This window comes from Zunongwangia sp. L-65 (assembly GCF_056859415.1).
Genome location: NZ_JBSXOK010000084.1, coordinates 1 through 19,189, shown reverse-complemented (window position 1 = coordinate 19,189; position 19,189 = coordinate 1). Strand labels below are relative to the sequence as shown.

Genomic DNA, 19,189 nt, shown 5'->3' with positions numbered 1-19,189 from the left:
AAATTTTGTTAATAAAAACTGTGAAAACTCTTTCTGAAGTGCCATTATACATACATAAAATATGTAAATTAGCCGGTTAGATTTGTGAACTAAACAATTTTGTAATATGGCTGAAGGAGAAAAGCTTATTCCTATCAACATTGAAGAAGAGATGAAATCGGCCTACATTGATTATTCAATGTCGGTCATTGTGTCACGTGCGTTACCGGATGTTCGTGATGGTCTTAAGCCGGTGCATCGTAGAGTATTATATGGAATGTACGAATTAGGTGTACTTTCTAATAGATCATATAAAAAGTCAGCAAGAATTGTAGGAGAGGTATTAGGTAAGTATCACCCACACGGTGACTCATCTGTATACGACACCATGGTTAGGATGGCGCAGGAATGGAGTATGCGCTATATGCTTGTGGATGGACAGGGTAACTTTGGATCTGTTGACGGTGATAGTCCAGCTGCAATGCGTTATACCGAGGCTAGAATGCGAAAAATCAGTGAGGATATGCTTGCTGATATCGATAAAGAAACGGTAGACACTCAGTTAAACTTCGACGACTCTTTAAATGAGCCTGTCGTGATGCCAACCCGAATCCCAAACTTATTGGTTAATGGAGCCAGTGGTATTGCGGTGGGGATGGCGACAAATATGGCACCTCATAATTTATCGGAAGTAATTGATGGTACAGTAGCCTATATCGATAACCATGATATTGAGATTGATGAGTTAATGCAACACATCAAAGCACCGGATTTTCCAACAGGAGGTATTATATATGGTTACGATGGCGTTCGTGAAGCTTTTAAGACCGGAAGAGGACGTGTTGTTATGCGTGCCAAAAGCTCTTTAGAAGAGGTAAACGGCAAAGAGTGTATTATAGTTACTGAAATTCCATATCAGGTTAATAAAGCTGATATGATTAAAAAGACGGCAGACCTTATTAACGATAAAAAGATCGAAGGGATTAGTCTTATTAGGGATGAATCAGACCGTCATGGTATGCGTATCGTTTATCAATTAAAGCGTGATGCTATCCCAAATATCGTTTTAAATACCTTGTTTAAGCATACGGCATTACAATCTTCTTTTAGTGTAAATAATATTGCACTGGTAAAAGGAAGACCTGAAATGCTGAATCTTAAAGATATTATCTATCACTTTGTTGAGCACAGGCATGAAGTAGTTGTTCGTCGAACAGAATTCGAATTAAAGAAAGCTGAGGACCGAGCGCACATCCTGGAAGGATTAATCATTGCATCAGATAATATTGATGAAGTAATCGCGCTTATCCGTTCTTCCAATAATGCTGAAGAAGCCCGACAAAAGTTAATCGATAGATTTGAACTATCCGAACTACAGGCTAGAGCTATCGTAGAAATGCGATTACGACAACTTACAGGACTGGAGCAGGATAAATTAAGAGCTGAATACGACGAAATAATAGAGACCATTAAGGACCTTAAAGACATTTTGGCACGTAAAGAGCGTAGAATGCAGGTGATTAAGGACGAATTGCTCGAAGTAAAAGAAAAGTACGGTGACGGTAGACGTTCTACCATCGAATATGCAGGAGGCGATCTTAGTATCGAAGATATGATTCCTGATGAGAGAGTAATTATCACTATTTCTCATGCGGGATACATTAAAAGAACCTCACTAAACGAATACAAAAGACAAAATAGAGGGGGAGTAGGACAAAAAGGATCAAATACCCGAAATGAAGATTTCCTTGAATATTTATTCTCTGGTACCAATCACCAGTATATGCTATTCTTCACTCAAAAAGGAAAATGTTTCTGGATGAGGGTTTACGAAATTCCTGAAGGTAGCAAATCATCTAAAGGAAGAGCGATCCAAAACCTTATTAATATAGAGCAAGACGACCGGGTTAAAGCCTTTATATGCACACAAGACCTCAAAGATGAGGAATATGTCAACAATCACTTTGTGATCATGGCCACTAAGAAAGGTCAGGTTAAAAAAACTTCGTTAGAACAATATTCCCGTCCAAGAACTAATGGTATTAATGCAATTACTATTAAAGAAGACGACGAATTACTGGAAGCGAAACTTACTACCGGTGACAGTCAGGTAATGTTAGCCGTAAAAAGTGGTAAAGCCATTCGTTTTGAAGAAGGTAAGACAAGACCTATGGGTAGAAATGCTTCAGGGGTTCGTGGTATTACTTTAGCAGATGATAATGACGAAGTAGTAGGAATGATTTCTGTAGACGATATGGAGTCTAATATTCTGGTAGTTTCTGAAAATGGTTACGGAAAACGCTCTAGTTTAGAGGATTACCGTATTACTAACCGGGGTGGTAAAGGAGTAAAAACGATTTCTATTACCGAGAAAACAGGGAACCTTGTAGCGATTAAAAACGTGACAGATGATGATGATTTAATGATTATCAATAAATCCGGTATTGCTATACGACTAGAAGTAAGTGACCTGCGGGTAATGGGAAGAGCCACACAGGGGGTACGATTAATTAATTTGAAGGGAAAAGATTCTATCGCCGCGGTGGCCAAAGTGTTGCATGAGGAAGACGAGATAGAAGTAGAGGATATTGAAGATGTAGAAAACCCTGATAATGCAGGAGAAGCCTTAGATGGCACAGATATTGTTCAAGATGACTCAGAAGAATAAACTAAATTAATAAACCAAAACAATGAAAAAGAATATTTTGACATTGTCGCTATTGTCTTTCATAGGTCTCTCGGCAATAGCACAAAAAGATGAAATTAAAAATGCTGAAGATCTTATCGAGGATGGTAATTTCGCTCAGGCCAAAACAGAATTGGCGACTGCTGAAGGAAAACTTTCTGAAGCTAATGACAAATGGACTGAAAAATTTTACCTGTACAAAGCAAAGGCTTATTTAGGAGATGGTAAATCAACCTCTGTTGATGACTTTAAAACTGCCGGAGAAGCCTATAAAAAGGCTGTAGAGATGGGAAGCGAAGAAGCTCAGGAAGGATTAGCAGGTCTTAGAAATCAGTTGGTTCAAAGTGCTATCGATGATCAAAATACCGAAAATTATACGAGTGCAGCAGACAAACTGGTAGCGAGTTATGAGTTAAATAAACAAGATACAATCTATCTTTATTATGCCGCCGCAAACTCTTTAAACGCTCAGGATTATAACGCTGCGTTAAAGTATTATGAGCAATTGAAGGATCTAAACTACGATGGATCTTCAATTAGTTATACAGCGGTAAACAGTGAATCTGGAGAAACTGAATCTTTTGGTTCTAAAGAACAAAGAGATATGATGGCAAAGTCTGATCAGTACACTGATCCAAAAGATGAAAAGCAGCCGTCTAAAAGAGGGGAGATTGCTAAGAATATTGCTTTAATACATATCCAGGAAGGTAATAATGATAAAGCCATTTCGGCAATGGACGATGCTAAAGCCAATAATCCAGATGATTTAGGTCTTTTACAGGCAGAAGCCAATATGTATTATCAAATGGGAGACAAAGCAAAATATAACGAGCTTATGAACGAGCTTGTTAAGAAGAACCCTAATGATGCAAACCTTTATTATAATTTAGGGGTGAGTACGGCAGAGCTTGGAAATCAGGAAAAAGCAGTTGAATATTATAAAAAAGCATTGGAAATTGATCCTGATATGGATAATGCCCGTATGAATATTGCTGCCGTTATCTTGAGTAAAGAACGTGAAATCATCGATGAGATGAACGGACTTGGGATGAGTAAAAAAGATAACGAGCGTTACGAAGAATTATCGGAAGAACGTAAAGAGATTTATAGAGAAGCCATTCCTTATTTAGAGGCAATCGTAAAGAAAAATCCTGACAATAAGGATGCTGTTAAAACGGCGATGAATATTTACACACAGATTGGTGAGAACGAAAAAGCTGCTGAAATGAAAGCATTGCTTGAGTAATCACGAAATAGAGATAACAATCAAAAAAGCCCCAATTTTGGGGCTTTTTTGATTTTACAAATATTCGATAGCATTATAATAATTTAAATGATCTTTTTAATAACTCTTAATTTATGGGTGTGCCTGCGTAATTCTGTATTAAATATCCCCGAATGATCGATTCTATCTATTCTAACTTTTTCATCAACATGAATGATATAATTATCCTGCATCATAATACCAACATGGTTAATTATGCCTTCATTATCGTCAAAAAAAGCTAAATCACCGGCTTCACTTTCTTCTATAAAGCTTAAGGCTTCCCCCTGTTTTGCCTGTTCGGCGGCATTTCTTTTCAGTCTATACCCATTTAATTTATAGACCATCTGGGTAAAACCACTGCAGTCGATACCTAAAGGAGACCTGCCACCCCATAAATGCGGACTATTCTGATAAAATAAAGCAGATTGAATGATATGTGCTTTTGGCAGTACACCGCTTACGCTATGACCATCGAATTTATGATTTAAATAAGCATTTGCATTTAAAGATGCCCCCATGGGAACAGGGGTGAGTTGCTGATTTGTATCAATGATAAATTCAATTAAATCAGCCGATAATTCTGGAGCCTGAGTGTCCAAATCTTCATAAACAATCTCTTCTATCTTTTTGATTTGTTTATTCTGAACCCAGGCTTCAAAAGCATCAAAAGCAACACGAATTTTACTCCATTTTGCACGTTCTTCAAGTATTTTAAAGTGTTCTCCATAAAGAAGTTGTGAAATCATTTCGCTTTCATTAGATGGGGCAAAGCGAAGTGGCACAATGCTTAGAGGGCAAATACCGTATTGCATCAAAGACGTATATTTCTAATTTAAGGATTAATTTCTTTCAATTACCATGGCAGATGCACCGCCTCCGCCATTGCAAATGGCAGCGGCGCCCAATTTAGCATTGTTTTGTTTAAGAACATTAATTAAAGTAATTAAAATTCTAACACCACTACATCCAAGAGGATGTCCTAAAGAAACAGCACCACCGTTAACATTGGTTTTTTCATCAGACAATCCCAATATTTTCATATTCGCCAGTCCAACTACAGAGAATGCTTCATTAAATTCAAAGTAATCTATTTCATCTTGCGATACTCCAGCCTTTGCTAAAGCTTTTGGTAATGCTTTTGCAGGTGCGGTGGTAAACCATTTTGGTTCTTGTGCAGCGTCCGCAAAACCCTTAATAGTGCAAAGAATTTCCAATCCCAATTCCTGTGCTTTTGCTTTACTCATTAAAACTACGGCTCCCGCACCATCATTAATAGTAGAGGCATTAGCTGCGGTTACGGTTCCATCTTTGGAAAAAGCAGGTCGTAGGCTTCTGATTTTGTCCATACGTACATTTTTGTACTCTTCATCCTCCTTAAAAATAACCGGCTCACCTCTTCGTTGTGGTACTTCAACGGGAACGACTTCTTCGTTAAATTTCCCGGCAGCCCAGGCTGCAGCGGAACGTTCATATGACTTTATCGCAAAGTTATCCTGATCTTCTCTTGAAAACTCATACTCATTAGCACAAAGATCCGCACAAACTCCCATCGCATTTTTATCGTATGCATCTACAAGGCCATCTTTTTGCATTCCGTCTTCCATATTTGCAGGTCCAAATTTTTGTCCTTTACGAAGATGAAGATAGTGCGGAATCATACTCATATTTTCCATTCCTCCAGCCACAATGATACTCGCATCTCCCAGCATGATAGATTGGGCTGCCTGCATCACAGACTTCATTCCGCTAGCACAAACTTTATTAATGGTCGTACAGGGCACACTGCTTGGTATTCCTGCTCCTAAAGCGGCCTGTCTGGCTGGAGCCTGGCCATTGCCTGCCTGCACCACATTCCCCATGAGTACTTCCTCTACTAATTCAGGTTTTAGGTTTATTCGATCTAAGGCCCCTTTTATGGCAATAGATCCCAATTTCGTGGCTGGTATATCTGATAAGCTGCCTAAAAAACTTCCTATTGGTGTTCTTGCAGCGCTTACAATTACTACTTCATTATTCATAATTATGTAATTTAGCTATTCCTGTTTTGCGAATTTAGTGATTTTATAAGGAACTTGGCAAGACCTATTTAATGACCACTATTTTTTAGTACATTTGACGAATACTTCGACTTATATGGTGGATTTCGTAAACAAGCTATACAAAAATCAGGCGCTTTTTTACAAAGTTTTCTTATTCATACTAACGGCAGTTTTAATTGTTTATTTACTGCCCAAAGGAGGGAAATTCAAATATGAAATTCCAAAGGGAAAACCATGGCAGCATGAGAGTTTATATGCCCCATTCGATTTTGCGATTTTAAAATCTGATGAGGAGCTAAAGCTGGAACGCGAAGAAATTGCCGCTCATAATATTCCTTATTATGAATATGATCAGGAAATAGCTGATCGTGTAAAAAACCGTGCGTTAGAGGAAATTAATGAAGTTTTTAGCGATAGTATCCTGGGGAATTACCGGGGGCTTATTACCAATTTTGTTACTTCCAGACTCGACGAAATTTATCGCTATGGCTTAGCTCAGGAAAACGACCGCATGGAACCTGGGGATCTTATCTACCTTAGAAAAGGAAATGAAGCTTTTGAGATTCCTTATAAAAATGTTTTTAAACAAGGGGAGATTAGAGATTATATTAACCAGAAAATCTACGATGCTAATCTGGATAGGTTTAGCAATGAGCTGTTGGAAATATTCTTTAACAGTATCTCACCAAATATGTTTTACGATAATGAGTTTACCGAGCGTGTACTGCAAAGTAAGCTCGATAATATATCTTACACTCGTGGGAATATAGAACAGGGCAGCAGGGTAATTGCCAAAGGTGAAGTTGTAGAAGGAAATAAGTATGATATCTTACGTTCTTTAAAGGCTGAATATGAATCTCAGGTATGGAGTAAATCGAACTATAGCTGGATTATTGTAGGCTATAGTGCACTGGTAGCTATGGCTTTATTAATGCTGTTGCTTTTTATTCAGAAATACAGACCGGCGATTTTCGAAAATAACGTGAAGGTTACATTTATATTCTTTAACATTATCTTTATGGTGATGTTAACCACCTTAGTGGTGAATTTTGATGTGAATTATGTATATGTGGTGCCTTTATGTATTCTTCCGCTTAGTTTAAAAGCATTTTTTGATGCGCGTTTAGGAATGTTTACGCATGTGATCACCGTATTGCTTTTAGGTTTTATAGTACCTAATAGCTATGAATATATGTTTCTCCAAATCATTGCGGGTATTGTCACGATTTTAACGATATCTGAATTATATAAAAGAGCAAATCTATTTATTTCTGTAGGGCAGATTACGCTGGTTTATATTATTTCGTATTTTGCTTTTACCATTATTCAGGAAGGAACTATCGACGATATAAAATCCGAAGTTTTCTTGACGTTTTTATTAGGTGGCCTCGCCACGTTGTTTGTTCAGCCGCTTATCTATATTTATGAGAAAATTTTCGGAATGGTTTCAGATATGTCACTTTTAGAACTTTCTGATACTAACAGCTCTTTACTAAAAGAACTGTCAGAAAAAGCACCGGGAACTTTTCACCACTCCTTAAACGTAGCTAATCTTGCTGAAGCTGCAGCTAACGAAATTAATGCAAATGCCATGTTGGTTAGGGTAGGCGCGTTATATCATGACATCGGGAAAATGGAAAATCCAACGTATTTTACCGAAAATCAGGTTTCATCGGTTAATTCTCACGATGATCTTGCCCCAAAGGAAAGTGCTGAAATTATCATTGATCATGTGATTCGAGGAATAGAAATTGCCCGTAAAAATAATTTGCCAGACCGGGTGATCGATTTTATTCGTACACACCATGGGACAAGTACAGTCTATTATTTCTATATGAAGGCTAAGGAGGACGATGATGATGTAGATCCAGATGATTATAAATATCCCGGACCTATTCCTTTTAGTAAAGAAACAGCTATCCTAATGATGTGTGATAGTGTAGAAGCGGCAAGTAAAAGTTTAAAAGAGCCTACTTCCATACTCATTGATGGTTTTGTTGAGAAAATTATCAATAAACAGATGGAAGAAGGCCAGTTTTTAAATGCAAATATTACATTCAAAGAAATCCAGATGATAAAGAAAATTCTTAAGCGTAAACTGAAGAATATTTATCACTTAAGAATTGAATACCCGGAGTAAATTTTATTCTATTCCGGTAATTTTATGTTCCTCGTCGTTAAATGTAAAGGTGTCTCCTGTTGTTTTTCCTTCTAGTGCTTTATAAATTGGAGCCTTTGTGGAAATTGCAAAGATTTTGCTTCCATTTTCCATACTTATTTCTCCAAGTGCTATAGAAACGAAGTAGTAATTCTTATTGGTTTCTACTACACTACCAAAACCAATTCTTTCATTTTTATAGTCAGGGTCTATTTTACTAAGATCTTCTTTTTGCTCTTGCGCTTCACTTAAATAGCCTGCGTTTTTTTCAAAATCACTTAGCATTTCCCCTTTGTTGTCTTCATCGTAATCGGTCTTAATATCATTGTTTTCCATGGATTCTTTAATTTCATCCATTCGAGTTTGATATTGATCGATTTTATCGTTAATCGCATCTATACATTTTAGAAATAACTCTTTCTTATTCGTTTTCATATTTGTTTTTTTAGTTATTACCTAAAAATAAGTATCTGTTTTTCCCTTTAATAAGAATTAGTAAAAGTTTAGTATGCAATTATGTTTGTATTGACATTGTATAAGCTTAAATACTTATAATTATTATTTATAAGCTTTAAGACTTATTTTTTACAAAAATTAGATATTTGACTTATATTTTTTATATTTGGAATATGATCGCAGTATTAACCGCCGACTTAATTGATTCTTCAACCTATAAGCCTAAATTTTTAGAGCAGGTTATCGAAACGCTACAATTGCAGTTTGATTACTTTGAAGAAAAATTAGAGGAAAAGAAAAGCAATTTCAGTATTTATCGGGGTGATAGCCTTCAGGGAATTATTAATAGGCCTGAAAAATCACTGTTATGCTCTTTTTTATTGAAAACAGCCCTAAATAAACTTGAATCGAACCAGAAGTCGAATATTATTAAAGCCGATTTGAAACTAGCGATAGGAATTGGTAGTTTTGATTTAAAACGGGAGGAAATTTCCGAAAGTAATGGGGAAGCTTTTCAATTTTCGGGCAGGACTTTAGATAAAATGAAAGCGGGTTCTAGAAAAATGATGTTAAAAACACCAAATATGGATATCAATGCCGAATTTGATGCCAGTTTAGCCCTTTTCGATTTTATTACAGATCGTTGGAGTACCGCCTCAGCCGAAGTGATTTACTATCTGCTTCAGGGCTTCAAAGAAAAAGAAATAGCACAGATTGTAGGGATAAGTCAAAGTGCTGTAAATCAGCGAAAAAAAACAGCAGGATGGGATCCCATTTCAGGATTATTAAAGCGTTTTGATGAAAAAATTTCAGCAACTTTTAAAGGAAATCTATGATATTTCTACAACTTTTTTTAGCGCATGTTCTTACTGATTTTGTTTTTCAAACCTCAAAATGGGTAAAACAGAAGCAAAAGAAAAAATCGAAATCTATTTTCCTTTATCTTCATGCTTTTTTAGCAGGGTTTTTATCGTATTTACTTTTAAGGGATTGGGATCAAATTCTTGTTCCTGTTTTTATTAGCATTACCCACTTTGTTATTGATCTTTGGAAACTGAACCAAAAAAAAGACAATCTTAAATATTTTTTATTGGATCAATTACTACATGTTTTAGTAATTATCATCGCCTGCTTATACCTTAGTTCTAGTTTCGAACAAATTGGCCCCAGACTTATTCAGTTATTGGATTCTTATTCATTTTTATCCATACTAATAGCTTACTTACTGATTATTTTTCCGGTTGGATTTATTATAGGAAAAGCCACTGAGAAATGGCATGATGAGATTTTAAAAAATACAAAAGAACCCCTGAGCTTAAAAGCAGCAGGACGCTATATAGGTATTTTTGAACGTATTTTAGTACTAACTTTTATCTTAACCGATAACTTCTCGGCAATAGGATTTTTAATCGCGGCCAAGTCAATATTACGCTTTGCCGATAAAAACGAAGCAAGTGCCCGTAAACAAACAGAATATGTGCTTATCGGGACACTTATGAGTTTCTCAATCACGATAATTATAGGACTAGTAGTACGCCATATCGCGTTCTAAAAGTTGTATATTATCTTGTATTCTCTGCTTTACCAAATTCATCATTCGTTTATTTAAGGCAGAAGAATTTTCAATATATGTACGGTATTCTTCAATGGTAAACTGGCCTATAATCATTCCTTTTAAACTATTACGGAATTTAATATCACGCTGAATAGTATTTTCAATATAACTAATGCGCTTCTGAAGGCCAAGCTCATAAAACGCATTTTTGTGCTTGGTAATGTAGTTCCTGAATGCTTCTACTAATAAATCATTTTGAAGTTTAACAATGGGCCTAAGCGTTCCGTTTTGGAACTTTTCTTCTGAACTCATGTTCTCTGAAATCTTTGCTGATGGGATTTCTGGCCTTAATTGGAGTAATTGGTAATCACGTGGATTCATAATAAAGGCGTTTGTTCTAAATTAACAATAAATAGGACGCTTTATAATATCAATAAAATTAATTGTAAACCGGTTATAAACAATTAACAAATTTTTTGCCATTCTGCTATGTTCAACGTTTCGATGATTTAAGTTTTTAGTTTATATGAAAAGATTTTTAAAAAGTGATAAAGTCAGTTAAAATCCTCTTAATCGTTCTATTCACCATTTGCTTCTTATTACCTTTAATAAGAACAAAAAAATGATGTTATGATCACTTCAAAAAATCCTTATACAGGAGAAGTCATAGAAGAATTTAAAGAATACACTAAAGAGGAAATAAATAATGCTATAAAGAAGGCAGATGATCGCTATAAAACCTGGCGAAAAGTAAGTTTTTCAGAAAAAAGTAAACTTTTGAAAAATGCAGCAAAAGAATTACGCGATAATAAACAATCCTATGCTGAAGATATCACTAAGGAGATGGGAAAACCTATAGCTCAGGCTTTAGCCGAAATAGAAAAATGTGCATGGGTTTGTGAATATTATGCTGAAAACGCTGAAAATCATCTTGCAAAGGAAATCATCGAAACCGATGCTCAAAAAAGTTATGTAAGTTACGAACCCATAGGTATTGTTTTAGCTATTATGCCATGGAATTATCCTTTCTGGCAGGTATTTAGATTTGCCGCTCCTGCACTTATGGCCGGGAATATAGGCTTATTAAAACATGCCAGTAATGTGATGCGTTCGGCAAATAATATCCAAAAGGTGTTTGAAAGAGCTGGTTTTCCCGATGGTTGTTTTCAAAATTTGGTGATATCCAGTAGTAAAATAGAGGATATTCTAAAAGATAAACGCGTTAAAGCTGTAACCTTAACCGGAAGTAAACCGGCTGGAAGCGCCGTTGCCGCAACTGCAGGAAGTGAAATTAAAAAATCTGTTTTAGAACTTGGGGGGAGTAATGCACTGGTGGTATTTAAAGATGCTAATATTGCAGAAGCCGTTAAAACATGTGTACAGGCAAGATTTCAAAATACTGGTCAAAGCTGTATTGCCGGAAAACGCCTGTTACTTCATGAAAGTATAGAAGATGAATTTATGGAGGAATTTGTGAAGCAGGTACGAGAGTTAAAAAGTGGGGATACTATGGATGAAGATACCTTTATAGGAACACTCGCCCGTGAAGATCTTGCTGAAGATCTGGAAAAACAAATTCAGGATTCTGTAAAACAGGGGGCAAAAATAGTGCTGGGAGGAAAAAGAGATAAAGCTTATTATGAGCCAACCATTATTACAAACGTCAAAAAAGGAATGCCTGTTTTCGACCAGGAAACTTTTGGGCCGGCCATGGCGGTAAGTACTTTTAAAGAAGATCAGGAAGCAATAGATCTGGTAAATTATTCTGACTTTGGCTTGGGAGTTTCTATTTTTACCGAAGATTTTACATTTGCAGAGAAGATCGTACCGGCCTTTGAGGATGGAGCTGTATTTGTAAACGAGCTGGTGAAAAGTGATCCCAGGTTACCTTTTGGGGGTACCAAGATCTCTGGATATGGCAGAGAACTTTCTTCGCATGGTATTCAGGAATTTGTAAATAGAAAGACCGTATATTTTAATAAATATTAATTTAAAAACACATCCATGAAATTTGGAAAGGTTGACGATCCGGGGAGCGTAGATTTTACGCTTCCTCCGGATCACCCTCAAACAAAAGAGGTATTAAACAGGTATGAAGAGGGCAAATTTGAAAATGTAAGAATTGGTTGTGCTAAATGGAACAGGCAGGATCTTAAAAATTTTTACCCAAGAGGAACGAAAGATGAACTCTCGTACTATGCGACACAGTTTAATGCGATTGAATTAAATGCTTCTTTTTACCGAATTTTTCCGGATGCTCAATTTGAGACCTGGTATGGCAAAGCTGCTGAAGATTTTCAGTTTTCTCCTAAAATTCCAAGGATTATTAGCCATATCAAACGTCTAAATGATACTGAAAGACTGGTAGACGATGTGGTTGCGAATATGCTTCCTTTAAAAGAAAAGTTGGGCTGCTGTTTTTTACAAATGCCAGATAATTTTATGCCCAAATGGATGGAACGATTGGAACCATTTTTTAAGCACTGGCCAAAAGAAATCCCTCTGGCGGTAGAGTTGCGTCATACCGATTGGTATAATGATCAACATATAGCGGATCAATTAAACGATTTATTACTAAAATATAATTTAGCGAGCGTCATTGTAGATGCTGCCGGAAGAAGAGATTTGCTTCATATGCGTTTAACTAATGCTACAGCATTTATACGCTATAATGGAGCAAACCACCCATCAGATTATACGCGATTAGATGATTGGCTGGAAAGAATAGGAGAGTGGTACGAGCAAGGATTAAAGCAACTATACTTTTATGTGCACCAAAATCTGGAGGAGGCTTCGCCGTTACTTTCCGCTTATTTTATTGAAAAGTTCAATAAAAAATTTGGGACAGATATCGTGATCCCACAAACATTAGCTTCAAAAAAATAACGAGATGAGAGCAGAGATAGCAGTAACCGTAGATAATGTAATATTATGCAAAATAGAGGATAAATTTAAGATTGTTTTGGTAAAACGTAAAAATGATCCTTTTAAAGATTTATGGGCTTTACCTGGTGGATTTGTAGAGCAGGACGAGGAACTGGCCGAGGCTGCGAAAAGAGAATTACAGGAAGAAACCGGTTTAATTGTTGAAAAAAATGAACAAATAGGCACTTTTGGAAAACCGGGAAGGGATCCAAGAGGACGAACCATTTCCATAGTTTACCTTAGTTTGATTCATGGTGAGGAGCAACTCCATGCCGATGATGATGCTGCCGAAGCGGAATGGTTTGAAATTGATAATCTGCCAGAATTAGCTTTTGATCATGCTGAAATTGTAAAAATTGCTTATCAATATTTATAATGTCATAAAAGCCAGTTGTAACTATATACTAATTCTATATTATCATTATATTTCAGAATTGAGGATTACCCGATAATAGCTCATTTCTTTTTAACTTTAAAACAAAAAATGAATTTTCATACAAGAAAATGGATTAAACCACAGGATTTAAACCCAAATCAAACCCTTTTTGGCGGTCGTTTATTAGAATGGATTGACGAAGAATGTGCACTTTATAGTATCATTCAATTAGAAAATCCTAAAACGGTTACTAAGTATATGAGTGAGATCGATTTTAGAAGCTCGGCCAGAGAGGGAGATATTATAGAGATAGGTATCGAGGTCGTAAAGTTTGGATCAGCATCTTTAACGCTAAAATGTGAAGTGAGAAATAAGATGACCAGGGAAACCATTATTATGGTAGATAAAATTGTAATGGTCGCACTGGATGAAAACGGAAAACCAAAACCTCACGGAAAAACAAAAGTAGAATTTGTAAAAGATCGTTTAGCCGATAAATAAAGTTAATTCTTATGGAGTGTGTCTTTTGCCAGTCGTACGGGAAATTCTTTTTCGTCTCCATAAAGTTTGATTTCCTGTATATCGGCAGGCATATAAAAACCATGAGCTTCTAAAGCTTCTTTAATGGTTCTTACCACGTTTCCTTTAGTGATAAGCGCCATTTTTCTAAAATCGGTGGTATCTACCCAAAAGAAAACTTTTAAGTTCACTGTACTGGTTGCTAGTTCGTCTTCTATTACAAAATTTTCGTGCAAATCATCCGCTATTACAGTGGGCTCCTTTGCAAGCGTTTCCATAACCACTTTTTTGGCGGCATCAATATTATCTTCATAGGCGATACCAATTATAAAATCCCAGCGAAAGAATCCGTCTTCCGTATAATTGGTGACGGGTTTTCTAAGAACGTCGCTATTCGGAATATATACATCTTTACCGTCAAAAGTTTTTAATTTGGTATACCTGAATTCTAAAGCCTTTATTTTTCCAAAATTACCACCGATTTCTACAGTATCGTTAATATTAAAAGGTCGGTTAAAAGCTAATATTATACCTGAGATAAAGTTCTCTCCAATATCTTTAAATGCAAATCCCAAAATTAACGCACTTGCCCCTGCGGCAGTAAAAATCCCGGTGGCTATGGCACCAAGACCGGCTGCTTTTAATCCCAGAATAATCGCAACTACAATAATTACGAATTTAATCGCTTTTCCAAGAAAACGGCTCATCAATGGATCATGAGTTCGCTTTGCAATTTTTTTGGTTAGGAAATTACCTATAGCAGAACCTATTAAAACACCCAGAATAATCAATAAAAGTCCGAATCCTATACCTGGCAATTGTTCTATGAAATTGTTATAATAGGTATTTGTTGCCTCGGTGATATCCTCTATCTGATTTGGTTCTTGAAAAATCATTTATTCTTTATTTTTTTCAGCTTTTTCTTTAGCTTTTTCCTGGTCTTCTTCCTTTTCAGCCTTAATTTGCTTTCTGGCATTTTTTAGCTGATTTTCAGTGGGTGGTTCAGGTATTTGTTCCTGTGCTCTTTCAGGTTCGTAAGTGATTTCGGCAAATGCGGGAAAATGGTCAGAGCCAATATCATGTCCAACTTCAATACGCTTAACTCTAAATTCTTCGGTAGTAAAAACATGGTCTAAAGGCCAACGCATAATAATATTATTAGCGCTAAAAGTATTAAAAAAGCCCCTGCCAATACGTAAATCCAGTAAGCCGCCAACTTTTCTAAAAATCCTGGTCGTTTGGGACCAGGCCACATCGTTAAAATCTCCCATAACAATCACCGGATATTTGGCATCATAAGTTCTAAGTGCGATTTTCATCATTTCAGCATCGCGATCTGAGGAACTTGGATTATGCTGGGGCATAGGCGGAGTTGGATGTATACTATAAAATTGTAAGGTGTCTCCTTCAAAAAGCAATTTGGTATCTATGGACGGAATACTGTCTTCTACCATAAAATGGACTTTAGGATCTATAAGTTTAAATTTGGAATAAAATAATTTTCCGTACGTATTATCTAAAGGTACCTCTTTCTTATAAGGATATATTTTAGAAAGATAGGGTGAAATATCTTTAACCCACTTTAAATTAGCTTCGTCCAGAATCAAAAGATCGGGGTCTAAACGATCTACTTCTTTTAATATGGATTGGTGATCCTTATTTTTTTGTAGAACATTCGCCGTGAGCAATTTGATACTTTTCTTATGGTTACCACTATCTCCAATTTCGGTTGGGCTAAACGGAGTATACGGATAAATTTTACCCATCTGTACCACGATGCATACTATAAGGACAACGACAAATACATAATCTTCTATCCATCGAAAATTAAATTTGATAAAATAGAGCAATAAAGCTACAATTGTTAGTACTGTTAATTGTACGTGTGGAAAATCAAAAACACGAATCCACCAGTAATCGGCGGCAACAAACGGAAAAATAGTTAGAACGATGGTAAAAATACCAAAGATCTGAAAAATGCGGCGTAGTTTCATATCCAGCAATTTATACTAAAAAGCTAAGCCGCTATGTTTAAGTTAGGTTAATTCTCTTGTTGGAAACCGTATAATTTTGTGATATCATCTCCAGAAGGTGATTCAAATAACTGCAATCCAAAATAAGGGATGGCGGCGATCACATGGTCAAAAATATCTGCAGTGATATACTCAAAATTTTCCCATCTTTTATCACGGCTAAAACACAGAATTTCTATTGGAATTCCTTTATCAGTAGGGGCCTGATGTCTTACGATGATATAAAGTTCTTTATGAATAGCGGAATGCTCATTTAAATAAGAATCAACATATTTTCTAAAAATCCCTAAGTTGGTTTGATTTCTTCCGTTTAGCGGCAGCGATTTATCAATATTATTTTCGGTGTTAAATTTATCGATCTCCTCCTGTCTTGAAGTTATATATTTTTTGATGAGAGCTACCTTTTTGAGTTCTTCCAAATTTTCAGAAGTCATAAATTTTACGGAATTCTGCTTAATATAAACCGCTCTTTTTATTCTACGACCGGGAGATTCCTGCATTCCACGCCAGTTCTGGAAAGATTCTGAAATTAAGCTATAGGTAGGAATCGTTGTAAAAGTGTTATCCCAGTTTTGAACTCTTACGGTGGCAAGACTTATTTCGGTCACATTACCGTCTGCCCCATACTTATCAAAAGTAATCCAATCACCAATTCTAACAATATCGTTAACGGCAACCTGAATTGAGGCGACAAATCCAAGAATGGTATCTTTAAATACTAAAATTAAAACTGCCGAAGCCGCACCTAAAGAAATAATGAAACTGCGAACAGATTCTCCGGTAATTTCAGCAAAAATAAACATGAGCCCAATGACCCAAACCAAAATCATGACTACCTGAATATAGCTATCTACCGGTTTATCATTAAATTGACGTAAGGTTTTTAGGTAGTGCTTGGATGTTCTTAGTATACTTCTACATATCCAGACAACCAGGATAATTACATAAAGATCGAAGAGTTTATCGAAAATAGCTAGTATTGCCGAATAATCCACGAAAATGATAGGCATCAGATAATAAAGCGCCATTAAAGGTAAGATCTGACCTACATACCGCGGAAAGTTACTTTGAATCAAAAAATCATCAAAAGTTGTTTTTGTTTTATCTGTAAAAGTCTTAAATGTTTGTATTACAAAACGCTTAATAAGATAATTAATTCCAAGAATAATTAGGATTAATACAAGAATATTAAGCAATAGATTGGCGTAATGAGCAATATTATAATTAACACCATTTTTCAGTAAAAAATCTTCAAGCAAACAGGATAGTTGCTTTATATCTTCATTTAATTGAATCATTATAAATATTTTCTTTCAGCATAAAATGGTCCCAAGGGTAAAACTGAACACAGTACTACAATAAAAAGCTGCTTTAGTTTCCAATTTAAAATTTCATATAAATAATAGGCGCCCAGGATATATAGAATAAATAATACCCCATGTGCCATTCCTACCATACGCACCATTTCTGGCATTTCCCAAATATATTTGAGCGGCATGGCAACCAGTAATAAGACTAAAAATGATATGGCCTCTAAGGTGCTAATGATCTTAAATAAACGAATAACTTTATCTTTATCCATGTCAAAAGTTTTGACTACAAATATAAGTCTTTGTAAATGAATTTTGTTTAAGATCATCGATAATTGCCCTGTATTATATTACAATTAAGATGCCCAAGTAGCTTCATTATTTCCTATAGTTTCATTAAATTGCAGGTTAATCAACCATAAATTATGAGTGGAAAAATATTAGTGACCGGAGGCCTTGGTTTTATTGGTTCACATACCGTGGTCGCACTTCAACAAAAAGGTTATGATGTTGTCATTATAGACAATTTGTCTAACTCTTCTATCGACGTATTAGCCGGAATAACCAGGATTACGGAAAAAACTCCTGAATTTGAAAAACTTGATCTTAGAGAGAAAAGTGCTGTAAAGGATTTTTTTGAAAAATATACTGATATTGAAGGCGTGATTCATTTTGCAGCTTCTAAAGCAGTAGGTGAGAGTGTGCAAAACCCGTTATTATATTACGAAAACAATCTTGCCTCATTAATCTATCTACTTCAGGAATTAAGTAAAAAAGACAAAGCGAATTTTATTTTTAGCAGCTCCTGCACAGTGTATGGCCAAGCTGATGAGTTACCGATAAAAGAAGAATCTCCTGTAAAGAAAGCAGAATCTCCCTACGGAAATACCAAACAAATAGGTGAAGAAATTATTATAGATAGCTGCAAAGTTGCTGAGGGATTAAAAGCAATTTCTCTGCGATATTTTAACCCTATTGGAGCGCATTATTCGGCTGAAATAGGAGAGCTACCTCTCGGAACTCCTCAAAATCTAGTTCCGTTTATCACACAAACGGCCATTGGCAAACGCAATGAGTTATCCATTTTTGGAGATGATTATCCAACTGAAGATGGTACCTGTATTAGAGATTATATTCATGTAATGGATTTAGCAGAAGCTCATGTAGCTGCGTTAACCAGACTTTTGGAAAATGAAGAAGCGCCAAAATACGAGGTCTTTAACCTGGGAACGGGAAAAGGCAGTTCGGTTTTAGAAGTAGTCCATTCTTTTGAAAACGCTACAGATGAAAAATTGAATTACAAAATAGCGCCGCGTAGGGAAGGAGACGTAATAGCCGCTTATGCCGATACTACTAAAGCTAATAAAATTTTAGGCTGGAAAGCCAATACCGATCTTGATACCGCTTTAGCAAGTGCATGGAAATGGGAGAAGAGAGTTAAAGAAAAAGAAGATCTAGATTAATGAGAATCTTTTATATATAAAAAAACCGGCTTTAAGCCACTAGTGGTCGGAAGAAATTCCGGCCACTTTAAGTTTTAAATAATTTGTTGGGATCTCCTCCGGAAAAGGTCACTATCATTGCAATAATTAAATTCCTTAGTTCCACTTTAAATCTTGTGTTGGCTGTTTTATAAGCGATATTGTTTGGTTTTTTATAGATAAGGATAAGCATGGAGACAATCAATGTCATGTAAATCATTACTTCGATACCATTTTTATTCATGGAAACCAAATGGCTTACATGGACTTCTTGCTTAATGAACCGGAAAACACTTCAATATCCCATCTTCTCCTGTAAAACCGTGTTATTTCTTGGGCAGGAAGATCAAATTCATTAGAAATAAACCAAAATTCTTTATTGGGACTGGTTTTATCTTTGATGAT

18 protein-coding genes are annotated in these 19,189 nt (G+C 35.9%); 10 read left to right on the top strand and 8 right to left on the bottom strand.

The features are described from left to right. Window positions 1-106: 106 nt before the first annotated feature. Both gyrA and AC13DP_RS21410 read left to right on the top strand, forming a co-directional pair. Window positions 107-2,647, top strand: coding sequence for a DNA gyrase subunit A (gyrA, locus tag AC13DP_RS21415; protein ID WP_483068440.1), 2,541 nt, complete (start codon window positions 107-109; stop codon window positions 2,645-2,647). A 22-nt stretch (window positions 2,648-2,669) separates the two neighbouring features. Further along, entirely contained in the window at window positions 2,670-3,911 is a 1,242-nt protein-coding gene (locus tag AC13DP_RS21410) for a tetratricopeptide repeat protein (RefSeq protein ID WP_483068439.1), read from the top strand. 83 nt (window positions 3,912-3,994) lie between these two features. Here the strand turns inward: AC13DP_RS21410 and AC13DP_RS21405 are convergent, their stop codons facing one another. Together AC13DP_RS21405 and AC13DP_RS21400 are read right to left on the bottom strand one after the other, a co-directional pair. Then, window positions 3,995-4,744: a C40 family peptidase gene (locus tag AC13DP_RS21405; RefSeq protein ID WP_228250486.1), complete on the bottom strand. Its 750-nt coding sequence runs from the start codon at window positions 4,742-4,744 to the stop codon at window positions 3,995-3,997. A 27-nt stretch (window positions 4,745-4,771) separates the two neighbouring features. After that, complete coding sequence (locus tag AC13DP_RS21400; protein ID WP_483068438.1) at window positions 4,772-5,950, bottom strand: acetyl-CoA C-acyltransferase; 1,179 nt, start codon at window positions 5,948-5,950, stop codon at window positions 4,772-4,774. 115 nt (window positions 5,951-6,065) lie between these two features. Between AC13DP_RS21400 and AC13DP_RS21395 the strand changes: the two genes are divergently transcribed. Beyond that, a complete protein-coding gene (locus tag AC13DP_RS21395) occupies window positions 6,066-8,111 on the top strand; it encodes an HD family phosphohydrolase (protein WP_228250484.1) in 2,046 nt (681 codons plus the stop codon). Between the two features lie 3 nt (window positions 8,112-8,114). Here the strand turns inward: AC13DP_RS21395 and AC13DP_RS21390 are convergent, their stop codons facing one another. Further along, window positions 8,115-8,564: a transcription elongation factor gene (locus AC13DP_RS21390; protein ID WP_281683344.1), complete on the bottom strand. Its 450-nt coding sequence runs from the start codon at window positions 8,562-8,564 to the stop codon at window positions 8,115-8,117. Between the two features lie 194 nt (window positions 8,565-8,758). On the opposite strand from AC13DP_RS21390, the gene AC13DP_RS21385 reads away from it, so the two are divergent. Together AC13DP_RS21385 and AC13DP_RS21380 are read left to right on the top strand one after the other, a co-directional pair. Further along, window positions 8,759-9,421 carry a SatD family protein gene (locus AC13DP_RS21385; RefSeq protein ID WP_347407216.1) on the top strand — a complete coding sequence of 221 codons (663 nt, stop codon included), beginning with the start codon at window positions 8,759-8,761 and terminating at the stop codon, window positions 9,419-9,421. Then, on the top strand, window positions 9,418-10,137 hold the full coding sequence (locus AC13DP_RS21380) for a DUF3307 domain-containing protein (protein WP_483068437.1): 720 nt from the start codon (window positions 9,418-9,420) through the stop codon (window positions 10,135-10,137). Before AC13DP_RS21385 ends, AC13DP_RS21380 begins: the two co-directional genes overlap by 4 nt. Here AC13DP_RS21380 and AC13DP_RS21375 read toward each other — a convergent pair. Beyond that, window positions 10,111-10,521, bottom strand: a complete 411-nt coding sequence (locus AC13DP_RS21375) for a glyoxalase (RefSeq protein WP_483068436.1) — start codon at window positions 10,519-10,521, stop codon at window positions 10,111-10,113. The genes AC13DP_RS21380 and AC13DP_RS21375 overlap by 27 nt on opposite strands. A 249-nt stretch (window positions 10,522-10,770) precedes the next feature. On the opposite strand from AC13DP_RS21375, the gene AC13DP_RS21370 reads away from it, so the two are divergent. The 4 genes from AC13DP_RS21370 to AC13DP_RS21355 all read left to right on the top strand — a co-directional run bounded on the left by AC13DP_RS21370 (window position 10,771) and on the right by AC13DP_RS21355 (window position 13,942). Further along, entirely contained in the window at window positions 10,771-12,129 is a 1,359-nt protein-coding gene (locus AC13DP_RS21370) for an NAD-dependent succinate-semialdehyde dehydrogenase (protein ID WP_483068435.1), read from the top strand. Between the two features lie 15 nt (window positions 12,130-12,144). Then, the gene (locus AC13DP_RS21365) at window positions 12,145-13,026 is read left to right on the top strand and encodes a DUF72 domain-containing protein (protein ID WP_347407212.1); all 882 of its coding nucleotides are present in this window, start codon (window positions 12,145-12,147) and stop codon (window positions 13,024-13,026) included. 4 nt (window positions 13,027-13,030) lie between these two features. Then, the gene (locus AC13DP_RS21360) at window positions 13,031-13,441 is read left to right on the top strand and encodes an NUDIX domain-containing protein (RefSeq protein WP_347407211.1); all 411 of its coding nucleotides are present in this window, start codon (window positions 13,031-13,033) and stop codon (window positions 13,439-13,441) included. 108 nt (window positions 13,442-13,549) lie between these two features. Beyond that, a complete protein-coding gene (locus AC13DP_RS21355) occupies window positions 13,550-13,942 on the top strand; it encodes an acyl-CoA thioesterase (protein ID WP_228250476.1) in 393 nt (130 codons plus the stop codon). Between the two features lie 2 nt (window positions 13,943-13,944). Here the strand turns inward: AC13DP_RS21355 and AC13DP_RS21350 are convergent, their stop codons facing one another. Genes AC13DP_RS21350 through AC13DP_RS21335 form a run of 4 tightly spaced genes read right to left on the bottom strand, consistent with a single transcriptional unit; the run spans window position 13,945 to window position 17,575 of the window. After that, window positions 13,945-14,856: a mechanosensitive ion channel family protein gene (locus AC13DP_RS21350; RefSeq protein WP_483068434.1), complete on the bottom strand. Its 912-nt coding sequence runs from the start codon at window positions 14,854-14,856 to the stop codon at window positions 13,945-13,947. Then, a complete protein-coding gene (locus AC13DP_RS21345) occupies window positions 14,857-15,954 on the bottom strand; it encodes an endonuclease/exonuclease/phosphatase family protein (RefSeq protein WP_483068433.1) in 1,098 nt (365 codons plus the stop codon). Between the two features lie 47 nt (window positions 15,955-16,001). Continuing rightward, the gene (locus tag AC13DP_RS21340) at window positions 16,002-17,291 is read right to left on the bottom strand and encodes a mechanosensitive ion channel family protein (RefSeq protein ID WP_228250473.1); all 1,290 of its coding nucleotides are present in this window, start codon (window positions 17,289-17,291) and stop codon (window positions 16,002-16,004) included. Further along, on the bottom strand, window positions 17,291-17,575 hold the full coding sequence (locus tag AC13DP_RS21335) for a DUF3817 domain-containing protein (protein WP_228250472.1): 285 nt from the start codon (window positions 17,573-17,575) through the stop codon (window positions 17,291-17,293). Before AC13DP_RS21335 ends, AC13DP_RS21340 begins: the two co-directional genes overlap by 1 nt. A gap of 153 nt (window positions 17,576-17,728) precedes the next feature. Between AC13DP_RS21335 and galE the strand changes: the two genes are divergently transcribed. Then, window positions 17,729-18,766, top strand: coding sequence for a UDP-glucose 4-epimerase GalE (gene galE / locus AC13DP_RS21330; RefSeq protein WP_483068432.1), 1,038 nt, complete (start codon window positions 17,729-17,731; stop codon window positions 18,764-18,766). Window positions 18,767-19,189 lie beyond the last annotated feature (423 nt).